Source organism: Pseudomonas sp. NPDC087358 (assembly GCF_044900785.1).
In the GTDB taxonomy this organism is placed as follows: Bacteria; Pseudomonadota; Gammaproteobacteria; order Pseudomonadales; family Pseudomonadaceae; genus Aquipseudomonas.
The window spans coordinates 135,271-147,893 of sequence record NZ_JBJDOA010000004.1 but is presented as its reverse complement, the minus strand read 5'-3'; the positions used below and the strand labels follow the sequence as shown (position 1 = coordinate 147,893).

Annotated in this window: 17 protein-coding genes; 4 read left to right on the top strand and 13 right to left on the bottom strand. The window is 57.7% G+C overall.

Annotated elements, in window-relative coordinates; translation table 11 throughout:
* Position 1: 1 nt before the first annotated feature.
* The 4 genes from ACI2KS_RS10645 to ACI2KS_RS10630 are packed head-to-tail and all read right to left on the bottom strand — an operon-like array spanning position 2 to position 3,791.
* A complete protein-coding gene (locus ACI2KS_RS10645; protein ID WP_404619854.1) occupies positions 2-1,390 on the bottom strand; it encodes a DUF4055 domain-containing protein in 1,389 nt (462 codons plus the stop codon).
* The gene (locus ACI2KS_RS10640) at positions 1,387-2,688 is read right to left on the bottom strand and encodes a terminase large subunit domain-containing protein (protein ID WP_404619852.1); all 1,302 of its coding nucleotides are present in this window, start codon (positions 2,686-2,688) and stop codon (positions 1,387-1,389) included. The genes ACI2KS_RS10645 and ACI2KS_RS10640 overlap by 4 nt, the downstream gene beginning before the upstream one ends.
* Complete coding sequence (locus ACI2KS_RS10635) at positions 2,660-3,136, bottom strand: DUF2280 domain-containing protein (RefSeq protein ID WP_404619850.1); 477 nt, start codon at positions 3,134-3,136, stop codon at positions 2,660-2,662. Before ACI2KS_RS10635 ends, ACI2KS_RS10640 begins: the two co-directional genes overlap by 29 nt.
* A 31-nt stretch (positions 3,137-3,167) precedes the next feature.
* Positions 3,168-3,791: a putative metallopeptidase gene (locus tag ACI2KS_RS10630; RefSeq protein WP_404619848.1), complete on the bottom strand. Its 624-nt coding sequence runs from the start codon at positions 3,789-3,791 to the stop codon at positions 3,168-3,170.
* 118 nt (positions 3,792-3,909) lie between these two features.
* On the opposite strand from ACI2KS_RS10630, the gene ACI2KS_RS10625 reads away from it, so the two are divergent.
* A complete protein-coding gene (locus ACI2KS_RS10625) occupies positions 3,910-4,473 on the top strand; it encodes a hypothetical protein (RefSeq protein WP_404619846.1) in 564 nt (187 codons plus the stop codon).
* 177 nt (positions 4,474-4,650) lie between these two features.
* Here ACI2KS_RS10625 and ACI2KS_RS10620 read toward each other — a convergent pair whose 3' ends face one another.
* The 9 genes from ACI2KS_RS10620 to ACI2KS_RS10580 all read right to left on the bottom strand — a co-directional run bounded on the left by ACI2KS_RS10620 (position 4,651) and on the right by ACI2KS_RS10580 (position 10,251).
* Positions 4,651-5,010: a hypothetical protein gene (locus tag ACI2KS_RS10620; RefSeq protein WP_404619845.1), complete on the bottom strand. Its 360-nt coding sequence runs from the start codon at positions 5,008-5,010 to the stop codon at positions 4,651-4,653.
* Positions 5,007-5,336, bottom strand: a complete 330-nt coding sequence (locus tag ACI2KS_RS10615; protein WP_404619843.1) for an MFS transporter — start codon at positions 5,334-5,336, stop codon at positions 5,007-5,009. Before ACI2KS_RS10615 ends, ACI2KS_RS10620 begins: the two co-directional genes overlap by 4 nt.
* A gap of 412 nt (positions 5,337-5,748) precedes the next feature.
* On the bottom strand, positions 5,749-6,294 hold the full coding sequence (locus ACI2KS_RS10610; RefSeq protein ID WP_404619842.1) for a hypothetical protein: 546 nt from the start codon (positions 6,292-6,294) through the stop codon (positions 5,749-5,751).
* Positions 6,291-6,926 carry a recombination protein NinG gene (locus ACI2KS_RS10605; RefSeq protein ID WP_404619840.1) on the bottom strand — a complete coding sequence of 212 codons (636 nt, stop codon included), beginning with the start codon at positions 6,924-6,926 and terminating at the stop codon, positions 6,291-6,293. The genes ACI2KS_RS10610 and ACI2KS_RS10605 overlap by 4 nt, the downstream gene beginning before the upstream one ends.
* A gap of 93 nt (positions 6,927-7,019) precedes the next feature.
* Positions 7,020-7,439: a recombination protein NinB gene (locus ACI2KS_RS10600; protein WP_404619838.1), complete on the bottom strand. Its 420-nt coding sequence runs from the start codon at positions 7,437-7,439 to the stop codon at positions 7,020-7,022.
* A complete protein-coding gene (locus ACI2KS_RS10595; protein ID WP_404619836.1) occupies positions 7,432-8,256 on the bottom strand; it encodes an ATP-binding protein in 825 nt (274 codons plus the stop codon). Before ACI2KS_RS10595 ends, ACI2KS_RS10600 begins: the two co-directional genes overlap by 8 nt.
* The gene (locus ACI2KS_RS10590) at positions 8,237-9,091 is read right to left on the bottom strand and encodes a replication protein (RefSeq protein ID WP_404619834.1); all 855 of its coding nucleotides are present in this window, start codon (positions 9,089-9,091) and stop codon (positions 8,237-8,239) included. Before ACI2KS_RS10590 ends, ACI2KS_RS10595 begins: the two co-directional genes overlap by 20 nt.
* 64 nt (positions 9,092-9,155) lie before the next feature.
* Positions 9,156-9,767, bottom strand: coding sequence for a hypothetical protein (locus ACI2KS_RS10585; RefSeq protein WP_404619832.1), 612 nt, complete (start codon positions 9,765-9,767; stop codon positions 9,156-9,158).
* Between the two features lie 274 nt (positions 9,768-10,041).
* Positions 10,042-10,251 carry a helix-turn-helix domain-containing protein gene (locus tag ACI2KS_RS10580; protein WP_404619830.1) on the bottom strand — a complete coding sequence of 70 codons (210 nt, stop codon included), beginning with the start codon at positions 10,249-10,251 and terminating at the stop codon, positions 10,042-10,044.
* A 106-nt stretch (positions 10,252-10,357) separates the two neighbouring features.
* Here ACI2KS_RS10580 and ACI2KS_RS10575 point away from each other — a divergent pair, with 106 nt between their 5' ends.
* From ACI2KS_RS10575 to ACI2KS_RS10565, 3 genes are all read left to right on the top strand, one after another.
* Complete coding sequence (locus ACI2KS_RS10575; protein ID WP_404620688.1) at positions 10,358-11,089, top strand: helix-turn-helix transcriptional regulator; 732 nt, start codon at positions 10,358-10,360, stop codon at positions 11,087-11,089.
* 710 nt (positions 11,090-11,799) lie between these two features.
* Positions 11,800-12,051, top strand: a complete 252-nt coding sequence (locus ACI2KS_RS10570; protein WP_404619828.1) for a hypothetical protein — start codon at positions 11,800-11,802, stop codon at positions 12,049-12,051.
* Position 12,052: 1 nt separating this feature from the next.
* On the top strand, positions 12,053-12,490 hold the full coding sequence (locus ACI2KS_RS10565) for a hypothetical protein (protein WP_404619826.1): 438 nt from the start codon (positions 12,053-12,055) through the stop codon (positions 12,488-12,490).
* Positions 12,491-12,623 lie beyond the last annotated feature (133 nt).

Genomic DNA, 12,623 nt, shown 5'->3' with positions numbered 1-12,623 from the left:
CTCAGTCCTCGTCATCAAGTGCCAAGCCGTCACCCTGCTCTTGCAACTCACTGTCAATCTGCAGATCCGTGCGCTCAGGTGCTATCAGCCCGAGTTTGCGCAGGTAGGTTCGAAGGTCAGCTTTCGCGATTCCTCCGCTCTGCCAGAGGTTGACCAGCGCGGCGATCATCTGTGGCTCGGCTGTGAGCTCCACGAATTCCTGGTTGATCTGATAGGCGACCTGCCGCTCAGAGACGCCCATGTAGGCGCGGCACCACGTCAAGGCCTGGGTATAAGCCTCGCTGACGTTCGCCACGCACCCGGCCAGGACGGACGTCGACGCAGAATGATCGCCGCGTGCTTCGGTCGCTGTTTTTGCAGCCAGGGATGCCACGACCATCCGCGCACCGAGCTCGATCATCATCTGGTTTTTGTCGGCCATGGCCTCCTTGACCAACGTGTTTGGCAGCGGCTGCGCATAACCGAACTCACCGCCCGCAGGCAGCATCATCGGCGCTCGGGAACCGACATAAATGCCGTTCTTTTCCATCCAGTCGCGCCATTGCTCATCCAGCCCGGCGATCCATGGCTGGGCCTGGCCACACCAGAACACGCTGTCTTCGTAATCGGCGCTGTTCCGGTAATGGCCAAGGTTGATCATCGCGATGTCGTAGAGCGGTGACTCATCGACGCTCGGGTCGTTGTTCTGGGCGCCAACAAAGGTGAACGGGATCTCCCGTAGCCGACCCGTCACGCCCTCAGGCTTGAACTGCTGAACGATTGCCAACGGCCCACCGCCCTTGGGCCCTGACCGGCGCCACACACGACAAACAAAGCCGTCCTCCTCCAGCGCCAGCTCACGGTACTGCTCAATGGTCTTGCAGCCGAATCCGTCAGCGACCTCGGGCGCTTCGCGCAGAACCACCATGGTCAGCACGCTGTGGCCATTCACCATGCCGGTGCGCCAGTTGATGATGTCTTCGGCGCAGTAGGACAGGATCACCGAGTGACCACTGATGCCATCGTCCTGGTGGTAGTCGACGTACAGCCCGTGTCGCCCCGCCTCGAGCACTTTCTCCAGCGTGCCCTGCGAGTGCTGGTAAATGCTCACACCGGAGCCGTTGGCGTTGTCCTGCAAGTACTCGAGCTTTTTGGGCACCGTCAGCGTTGGGTCTTTGTGAAACGCCAAGCCGAGCAAACCATTGCGGGTATGACCGGTGGCGTTCTTGAACACTGCCCGCTCGCGATACGCCTTGTTCCGATCTTGGTTCTCCGGCGATTTGTCATGCGCATTGATGTACGGCAGCCGGGACACAACCCTGTGCTGACCGGCGCAGACTTCGCGGACAGTCGCCCAGCGGTCCAGCACTGCCACGTACTCGGGCCGCTTGAAGGAGACGTCGTTGCTCATCGGGCGTATCCCATTTTGATTGCGGTGACCGGCTTGATGATCGGGTACTCGCGATGGATGAAATAACCGCCGCCGTCGTTGGCGTGGTCGTTGCCCTGAGTCTTGTCCGGCTCACCATTGGGCGCCCAGATCTGTTGCTCCAGGCCATCAGCGTATGTCGGGCACCTGAACGGGTTGACCAGGTACCGACGCTCGCCCTGCGCGTTGCAGAACATGGCGTTCATGGCGTTGATCCGGTCCTTGACCGGCGGGTTAGCCGCCGGGGCGATGACCACGAAGCCTGCCTGCTTGAGCATGGCGATGTCGGTCATGCTGGCGTTCACCGACTTACGAGAGTCGCCGGACGCGTCCGGATAGATGCGGATTTCGCAGCTCTTTTCGAAGTTCGTTCCGTTGTGTCGCCAGTAGCGCTCCTTGATGCGGCGGACCATGTCCGGCGTGTCGTAGCCATCGATCAGCTCGTCGACTGCCCTGGGCAATCCTTGATCACGCTTCACATGGGTGATGGCAGCCATCTTCCCGACGTTGAAATCCATCCCGATAAACAACGGCTCGCCTGGCTGGACAGTGTCAAAGCACTGGTTCAGCTTGCGGTCATACGCGTGGTAGATCGATCCCGACGTCAGGTTGACGAACTGGCCATTCAGATAAGCGCGGATCAACTGCTCGGGGTATGACTCCATCAGCGAGGGGATGTAGTCGTCCGGCAGGTTCAACTCATTGTCGAACGTGCTGGCCTGCACCAGCCCATACATGGCGGCCAGCGCTGGCTTCTCGCGGAGCTGCTTCACGAACTGCTGAAAGACGAACTTGAACCCCTCGGGAGTCGTCGTCACGTCGACGCCGTTCTTCAGGCCGGCGACCTTGTAACGCATCCGCGCGATGATCTTGCGCCAGGCATGCTGTGCTTTGAGCGATGGCAGCACGTCCAGCTCGTCGACCAACGCATGACCGATCTTGAAGCCGACGATGGTTTGCGGTTTCTCCATCGACCGGCAGATCGTCGTGCTGCGGTACTGCCGGCCGCTGTAGAAATCGACCTCTTTGTCGCTTTCTTTCGTCCGGACCCGCAGGCCCCAGTCGTAGGCGACTTCCTCGATCGTGGGGAAGAAAATGTCGCGGATCTGCGGATAGGTGGGCGCGAAGTACCCCGAGTTGATGCCGGGCCATTCCCAGACGTGCTTGCAGAGGGCTGCACAGCCCACCCACGTCTTGCCAGAACCAAAGCCTGCAACAAACCCCCTGAACTTGTTCTGCAGCTGGAGAAATTCAGCCTGGGGGACATTCAGGCTCGGCATCCTGCTTCCTCGCGTCAATCACATGAACCGCCACCGAAGTCGGGACCACGGTCTGTTCGTCAGCATCGGCTTTCTTCTGCCGGTTGACGAACATGTCGCCCGCCTCTTTCGCCGCCTGCTCGAGCACCTGCAGCGCCAGTGGCAGGTTGCGCATGTTCTCAGCCTTCTCGACGATTCTGCCCAGCGCCCGCAAGCGAAACGCTCGGTTGGCGATCGGTATGTCGGCGGTCTCCTCGCGGAATCGCTTGCGGGTGTCTTCGAACAGCGTCACCCAACGCTTCGCCAGATCGCGCCCGGCGCGTTTGGTAGGGTCATAGGATTCGCACTTCTGCCGCGTCACCTCAACGCCGAATTCCTCTCGGACGGCGGCCGACACCTGCGAGGGCGTATCGAAGCAGGCCAGGGCCTGAACGATAAAGGCTTTCACCTCATTGCTCAGGGCTGCCATGGGCTGGATTCCGTCTTGGGTCTGTCAGGGGTCAGGCAGACTTGAGTAGACAGGTTCCGCACGCCCTCGAAATGTTCAATGTCCCCACCTCAGCGGGTTTATTTGCAGCGTCCACCATGGCCTGAACTTCGGCGCTCGCCCCATAGCGGCGGACGACGCCGACGAACTCTTCGACATCGTGGCTTTGCAGCTTGAGCTTCGGAGTGCCTTCCTTCGTGAAGGCAGGCTGACCGTATTTGTCCGTGCCGTGAGCCAGGTGATACAGCTCGTGCTCGACGAGCGCGCAGAATTCGACATCGCTGCAGTTCGAGCAATAGTCGGCAGCCAGGGTGATGATGAAGGTTGGTACACGCCCAAACCAATCGAGCATCTGCTGCTCCATCCGTGCCTTCTGCCAACCGCCTGCGCGAAAGGCCACCTGCTCGGCCTGCCCCAAGACCTGGCGACCGGCCTTCTCGAAGCTGGATGAAGCCCACATTACTGCGATGTCGGCGTCGATCAGGTGGGCGTAGTCTGGGTTGTGGATGTTGCCTACTTCACTGACGATGGCCGTTTGTATCCAATCCCATACGGCAGGAGCCGGCTCAACTCGGAGGCAGTGAAGAGGCGACGCATCAAATTCGACTAAAAAATCAGGTGATTTGGGTCGTATCATCTGATCGAACCTTCAGATTCGAAGCCAGCAGTCGGAAAGCTTGCCGACAACTCTCGCTTGAATGAATATCTCGCCCCTTAAGCCGCGCGCCGAGGCAGTAAATGAGCAAGGAACCAGGATGGAACGACCCTACGACGACTTTCAGCACATCAGGTCGCTGATTGAGCAGTTTCTTGGAAGGCGGACGATAAGATCTGCGCTGAGCGTGATCCGAGCGAATGAAATAACAGGCTGGGAAATATGGCTGCAAGTGGAGTTTGCTCGATTCCTTGCAGAGCATCCCGACGAGCCGGAGTGGAAAAGAGAAGTCCGCTTTGAGTTCGATTACCGCAGGGAAAAAAACAGCTGGTATTTGAAGCCCGATTTTCTCATAAGAAAAAAAGGAGCAGCCGTGGATAGGTACATGGCTCTTGAGATTAAACAGCACAGTCAACTTGGTAGCTGCATGTCCAACATGATTATAGACTTGGCCAAGGTACGGAGGATCAGGAAGTCGGAAGTCGACTTACGGTCATATTGGGCGCTGGGAATATTCCAGGCTGATGCTCAAGACGACATTAGAGGCATCATCGAAACCAAACTCGAGGAACACGGTTTGCCTATTCATTGGGGCTTGATGACCCATAACAGAATCGGCAAAACCGGTTTCAAATACGCTCTGTTATCTGGTGTGGCCTTCTAGCACGCCAGGCTGATCCTTTCTCCTATGCCCCAACACGCCTACAACGCTCGTTGGGGACCTTCCACGGCTCATTGAAAATTGGCGCATAATCAGATATCCGGCCATGAGGCCTCGCGATTGGCGATCTCGGATACCACGCGTTTACATAGATAGTGCCCACCCAAATGGTGAAACCGATCAGCCGGATCGACGCACTCGATCCACTTCCCCAAGCTCTGTGCCAAGGCGCGGATCGCGAAGGCACTGCTCGCACTTCAACTTCAAGCAGATCCAGCGCTTCACCTTGGGCCAGTATGCGACCACGAACATGTGCCTGACCCCTGCCAGCCCCAGGGACACATGCAGCGTAAGCCCAGCATTGTTCAATCCAAGATGAATGCCCTGGCTGCAGCTCATCACGGCAAAGGCGCTGACGGCGATGGCCGAATAGATCAACTTGCCAACAATCCCGTCTCGAACCCTTCCGCTCAGCACGCACCAGGTAGCCCAAAACGCGATCAGACCACAGGCGATGGAGTTGATCAGCTGAACGCTCATGGTGGATTACCTCCCCCGAACCGCTGGCGAATCAGCGCCCAGAGATCGGCAGCCCTGATGGTGCGGTTTATAGCCGCCATGAGCGATCCGCCGAAGGCGCCGAGTAGAAAGCCGACCCCAGCCACATCGCTCGGATCGGCAACGTCCAGACGGTCACACACAATGCCGGTCAGATAGAACGCGCACGCGATACCGGTAACGAGAAAGATCACCCACGACCAGATGTCTTTGAGGTCATCCTTGTGCCACCAGCTCGCAACGATGGCCCCAACCAGCCCCGCGATCAGCCAATCAAGCTTATCGAGCAGGCGGTGAAAGAACTCCATGTGCGACTCCGATGACGGGCACTAATAGATGACCCAGTCCAATAACCAAAGAGCTGATGAACCGTGACAGGGTAGTCACACCTCATCCACGGATGCCGCTCTCTGCTCCTGGAGCGTCAGCTCCCCTTGCCTGCGCGGATTTCCGCACATCCAGCAGGAGCAAACCTTGCCATGGTTGGCGAATATGCCAGCGGACCTTGCGGTGGCATCCCACGTCTTCGTCTTCATGACTTCGTGGAATTTCGATTTGATGCGGCGCGTATCGTGTCGTCGTTGAGCTCTCGACATATCAGCCTCCAATAGCCAGATATGACGAAGCCCCGGCAGATTTCTCTGGCGAGGCTTACGACGCACTCCTACACACGCAGGAATGACAGGATGGATATATATTGGCTCATTGGCTCATTCACGGTCAAGCGACATCTGGCACCAACAGGTCCTCACCCTCCAGAATGTGCTGCGCCTCGGTCAATGCATGGTCCACACAAGTCTCTAGCGCCCTGCGGATATCCCGCCGCCAGCGCTCCTGGGTCTTGATCGGATGGGGATCATCAGTCCAGTTGTCCATCTCGTACCATGCCGCCGGCAAGACGTTTGTACTGCGCTTGCCCTCCACGCCTGCAAGTTTGGGCATTGCCCACGTAACGATCGCGCAGTGACGGAACCGGTCAGGCGCCGAAGATTGATATGACCGGGTGATCTCAGCAATCGCCGCATGCTTGCGATCGGTGTGAGTCGAATATTTCGCAACGAGTATTCGCCAGTGCGCCGGGGCCAGGTTCTTATGCAGCCGGCTGAACACCATGCAGTCGACGAGAAAGGCAGCCTCCTTGCCCACGACCTCACCGCTTTGCCGTGCGCCTTGAATCTTTGGCTCGAAGTCACAGCCCCCGGCACTATTGATTGTCTCGGCTGCGAGAGCCCGCACCACTGCTGATACTACGTTGCGATAGGTCATGCTGCTCTGCCCTTCAGCTGTCTGGTCTTGGCCCGGTACAGGGCCTTGATCGCCTTCAAATCTTCGATGGTGTAGCGCTTGGGCTCATTCGGGCCTTCCAGCCGATCGACACGCGCCTGACCAATTTTCACAATCAAGCGTTCTCGGTAGCCCTGCGCGACCGTCCTGCCCTTGGCAGCGTATTTGCCTGACCCGCCGTTGCAGGTCTTCAGCTGCTTGTGGCAGTTGTCCTCATCGAACCGGAGCTCGGGATAGGCGCCGCGACTGAGGAAGTGCCCTGCATCCCACTTGCCGCCGGTAAGCCAGGCGTCATCGGTGCCGTAGCTGCCGCAGCAAATGCACGGCAGCTCCTTGTCCCGCTCGCGGATGAACCGGTTAAATTCGATCTGAGCCTCTTTCGTGAACTCGCAAACCGACTTCAGCTTATCCTTGCGAACCTTGATCTCCTGGCGCTCGATCTGATCCAGCGCCTTGCGCACCTTCTCCTGATTGGCTGGGGCGATGGCCAGGCCGCACTGGTAGCTGCAGACTTTCTGGCCAAGACGTTGGGGGACGAATTGAACCGCGCACGCCGGATTGATGCAGCGTTTCTGGCGGCGTGCCGGAGGCGAATTTGTCACTGCCTCACCCATCACAGCCAACGCCCGAGCTGCATCACAAGTGGCTGGGAGTGATAACCGTGCTCGAGCGTGGTGCCCGAGGTTCTGGCGAGGGCCTTTGTGAGCTCAGTCATAGCGCCCGCCCCAACGGTCCTTCTGCGTCCACCGCACCTGGTGCTCGGCGCCGAACGCAGCAACCCACTCGATCAGCTCGGCGCACTGCTTGACGCCTAGCTTGCTGGTGCGCTCGTAGATCACGTCAAAACCATTACCATCGACTGCGGGAATCATCTGCGGCTGCTCACCTGACTCCCGAAGCCAGGCGGCTGTCAGCAGGCGCTTCCAGATCAGGACGTCCCACTTCCTGCCCGCGTGGTCGACCTGCCGGGCAATGTCGGTGAGCATCGCGTGCAACGCGCGGTTCTGGTCAGAACTGCGATCCAGATCCTCGATGACAATCTTCTTCGGCTTCGAGAAATCCGTTCCGTGGAGGACGCCCATCAGCCGGCAGGTATCGTCAAGACCTCGCATGACGATTTCAGTCATGGCCGCCCTCCGTCCCTCGCGCAGATTCCCAAGTGAACAACACAAGCTTCCCGCCGTTCTCACGCAGACGGTCTACGACCCGGTCCCCCATGAACGTGGGCAGCTCTTCTTTGCTGCGGTTAGAAACCACGATCGTGGGCTTCATCGCCTCGTAACGGGAGTTGATCACTTCGAACATCACGGTCCGCTCGAACTCGGTCACGTTTTGCACACCGACTTCGTCGAGAATCAGCAGATCCGGGGCCTCGAACAGCTTGTAGGCCTGCACTTCGGTGTGCGAGCTGTCATTGCTGAAGGTTGCCTTCACGTGTCGAACAACTGAGCTGGCGGTGACGTACAAGGCCGCCAGGCCGAACTGACGCATGATGTAATTGCCAATGGCTGCCGCCAGATGGGTCTTGCCGGTACCGACAGTCCCGAGCAGCATCAGGCTCCGCCCCATTCGGGCGTGTGCCGGGAAATTCACGGCATAGTCTGAGCAGATGTTCAGTGCGCGGGCTTGCCCTTCCCCACCGGTGCGATATCCCTCCAATGAGCGGTCAGCGAAGCGACGCGGGATGCACGCGCGGCCGACCCGCCCTTCGATTGACCGGCGCACGTTGTCGCGCAACATCGCCTGCTGCTCGATCCGCGTGTCTTCAGCGCGCTTGTCCTCGCTGCAGTGACTGCAGCCCTTCCAGGATGCCGCCCGGGATCTTCCCAGGCCGGTCAGGTGATCGGTGTAATCGCCGTGCACGGGACAGGTTCGTCGCTCGGACTTGAGCACCTGACCCAGCGTCCCGACCAGGCTCACGACCTCAGATGCGATACGAGCCATCGGCGTTCATCTCCCCAAGGTTGGCGGTGTGATCGATGTGAGCCAGGCCGGTATGGCGCGACGGCGTGTGGTTGGCTTGGCTCGCGTGGCTGGCGAAGCGGCGGGTGATCCATTCCACTTCAAAACCTTGCCAGCCGCTGTCGACGGCGATGCTCAGCGCCTGCTCCGCGGAAATCCCAAACGCCTTGCAGCGCTCAAGCTTCGCGGTCAGGGTCGACCAGATCCGAGCAGTGATCGGCGCCCTCTTCGCCTTGCGCAACGCCAGGTAGTCGTCCAGCAACGGTTCGGGGATCTGGAGCGGATTGTTGGCGAGCATGTCGCGCTTGCCGAAGGGTTTCTTGCGCTCGGGTTTTGCTGCGGCTGGCTGCCGTGGGGGGTAAGTAACCTCTTCCGAAGGAAGAGTTACTTTGGGGGTTTGTTTCTTGGAATAGAGATGGGAGTCGTCGGTTTTGGTCTGACTCGCGAAAGGTACGACTCGGCCCGTTTGATCCGAGTCAGACCGGATGGTCCGACTCGGACGTTCGACAAAAACCCACTCTTTCGGGTCGCAAATACCGATATCGCCGCGCGATCCGCCCTCACGGTAAATAACCCGGCGCTTGAGCAAACGGCTGATCGCCCTGGAGGCGACATCAGGGTGCAAGTTTGTGGCCTTGGCGACCTCTACCGCTTTGATGCGCAGCGCACCCGCCTGGAAGTTGATGGTGGCTTTGGCGATGAACAGCGCGACCTTCAGTTCGCGACCGGCCAGGTCGATCGCCATCAGGGCATCCATCAGCTCGTTGTCCATTCGGGTGAACCCTCGGGACTTGTCAAATGCGAAAACGTTGGTCATCATTTCCCCCGTTGTAGCGAATTGAAGAAACCACCCTGGCCGGTGGTTTTTTTATGTCTGGATTTCAGGAAACCGCTCTCAATCGGCTGGAACTCATCAGCTGCTCGGCCTTACGTCCCAGCTCACCCGCACGCGCCTCGACCTGACGGCACTGCTCGGCAAACGCCGGCAGGTGCGGAAGGTCCTGCTCACACATCACTTGGTCATCGAACACTTCGCTACCGGTGTCGATAACATCGCCCAGCGCCCGAATAAGCGCGCCGAAGCTCCTGTTTGCGCATACGTCGTTCCCCAGATGGCGAGCACCAATGAGCCCGTGACGGCTGGCAAGCTCATTGATGCAGTGGTCGCGGTACTCCGGATCAAGTGCATCCACCCAAGCCTCCTCTAGCCACGTAGGAAGGTCGCTCTCAGCAGCGAGCCAGCGCTGCACACGCTTAAGCCAACGCCCCGTCGCTTTCAAAAAGGCGCTTACGTCATTGGTTTGATTCAGGGCGTCGAGATCGGGTACGTCTTTGGCGATCGCCTTCCCCGCGCAGGACGAATGCAACTGGCGGCAGAGCGCTTGGGCAAAATCGTCTTGGCTCATGCTGGTCCGGGCGATTTGATTCTGCGCGTGAGCAATCAGCACCTGGTCTCTGGTCTGAACTGCTTGTCTTGGACTGGACGTTTCCATGGGGCTCTCTCAGTCGTATTCTGGGTTCTCGCAAATTCGCTGTGACCGATCAAGGACGCATCCATGACCGACTCTTCCGAATTGCAAGGCGAGACAACCGCCCTTCGTGGCTTTATGGGTGCCTTGGCATCCACCCTTCCCGTGTCGTCTCACATGAGGCTCTGGCCTGCGTTCGAGCAGAAGGCCAGTCAGTTATGTGATCAGTTGAGTCGTGAGGCTCTTCGCGGCTTTGAGCTGACAACAATTTCGCTCAGCACGAAAGCGCGGCTGATGATTACGCCGCTTGGCGGGCCTTCTTCCGCTGAGTCGAGCAATACAAATCGTCGATCGCGAGACCTACGGAGTAACGAGGGTCAGCAATCGTGCCCTGGCGAATGCGGAAGATCGTCGAGGTGTCGACGCTGCAGCGTTCTGCGATTTCGGCGTAGGAAAGCCCGGAAGCCCGGATCGCTTCCACTTTTTGCTGGTGGCTAACTTTTGTCATGGAAGGATTTCCTCTGTTGATGGAGCAATAATATATGCATAAATGCATTGGCGCAATTGCGGAACAGCATTTGCGATATGCGGCAGCGCGATTCATTATCTCGCCTATGCACAAACGCACTGTTCCTAAAGTCTTAAAAGAGCTCTTGGATCGTCAGGGAATCTCGCCAACCGAGCTTCACCGACGGACAGGGGTGCCCCAATCAACTATCTCCAGGATCCTCAGCGAGAAAATCGCGGACCCTGCGGACAAGCACATCTCCAAGATCGCTGAATATTTCCGTGTCAGTACGGATCAGCTGCGCGGCCGAGTAGATTTGGATGCGCCCTCAAAGGCAGATCAAAGAAGCGAATCAAATGCAGAAATCCCTGGGCCGTTTGATGTCAGGGATGACGTCACGCTTTTGGATGATGATGAGGTGTATGTGCCTTTCCTCAAGGAAGTGGAGCTGTCACCAGGAAGCGGGCGAACCGTTGTCCAGCAGTCCCATAAGCAAAAACTTCGTTTCGGAAAGATGACGCTCCGGCGTCAGAACGTTCAGCCTAGTGAGGCCGTGGGCGTCACAGTAAGCGGAAATAGCATGGAGCCGGTATTGCCGAACGGCAGCACCGTGGGGGTTGATCAAGGCGCAACTGCCATCGTTGACGGCAAGATGTACGCCCTTAACCATGGCGGGCAGCTTCGCGTGAAGATGCTGTATCGGATGCCCAAGGGTGGCATTAGATTGCGCAGCTATAACCGCGAAGAGCACCCAGACGAGGAATATACCGAGCAGGAAATGCTCCAGGACGAGCTCGTCATACTTGGCAAGGTGTTCTGGTACTCCGTCCTCGTCTGATCGCTGGCAAGATAGTAGACGCTAGGTGGACGAGGTCGGTGCTGGCTTGGTGGGTCGTGCTTAATGCAATAATTCATTCAGGGACGAAACGTGATCGACACCATCCTTCCTGATGCACAGGTTGACGATCTGCTGATCAGGGGTAAGGTTTTCTACCATATCCGATAGCCCGGCCCAGCGCCGGGCTTTTCGTATCTGCCCTTTCCGCTCCTACAGTCAATGCTTCTTAAGGCCGTCTACACAGCCCTTCCTAGCTGAAATCAGCGCGCCTCGCTCCTGCGATATTTATTCGATTATTTCGCGTTTTGGTGTTGCCAGGGACTTCCAGTCACATAGCCTCATTGCCTCCAAACCAAGACGAGCAACTGATATGAGCCAGGAACCAGTAATCCAGTCTCTTGTTTCAAGGGCTGTAAGCGAGCTTCCATTTACCGTGGAACATGAAGTGTTCGGCCCGAAGCGCATTCTTTTCAGGCTGACGCACAGCAACGGGCAGTCTGTATTGCTCAGTAGCGATCGGACGCAACTCTTCCGGACTGATGCATGCATCCCAACCATGACTGAGATATTCGCTTTGGCCGCCAATGTCAGGGGCTGGCCTATGTGATCTGGCAAACCCATGAGAAGCCCGCCAATGAGCGGGCTTTTTTGCGCCTGAAGGCAGCCAGCCTGCATGGTAAAATTTTGCGTCAATCACAAGGAGGTTAGAAATGCTCGGGAAAATTTTGATGGCGCTTGGTGCTTCCAGCTTTGCGCTTGGCTTCTTTGAGGCACAAACGGCTTTGAGCGGCTCGCACAAGGCGATTGAATCTGGATTGCTCATGATCATCGGGCTGCCGCTGGCGATCATAGGGGTGTTCGTGTGGCGAGCTTCTGTCAAAAAACGCCCAGCTTGCGCCGAACGCATAAAGAAACAGGCCACTGCCTGTAAGCACTGCAAGGCTGTGGTGGGGAACGCCTGAAATGAGGGCAATCATAATCGTTTTGCTAGGACTGATTATTTTTCCTGCTTGCGCTGATGATTCGGCAAAAAGCTTTCTCGTGAATCTGCGCGGGTCGGCTGCGAAGTGTGCGATTACGGGGTCAAGCGGGGCAACATCGGCTTTCCTGGTGGGCCGAGACCACGGAACCAGTAGCAAGAAATATCAGGCAGCTCTACAGCAGGCATACGCTGAAGCCAAGGCCTGCGTGGATGACGAAAAGCCGAAAATGAAGCCGCTTATTAAAGCGGAAATTGAAGATCATCCGGATCTTCGAGATGTCACGCTCGACGCTTACGCTAAATGGATGAGTTACATGGATTGGCTGAGCACTCCCCATGACTGGGCGACGGACAGTCGCGAGGAGGCCGCATTCGAGCAAGCTGCCAATCGGCTTCAGGCAGAGATGGATATCAGGTAGATCCTCCGAGCGCCAATAAGACCCGCCACTGAGCGGGTTTTTTTTGCCTTACGGAAAGTCATTATGCTGCCCAGCATATCCATGCATTATATTTTGCATTCGTGCATTGACAATAAATGCGTCGATGCATATT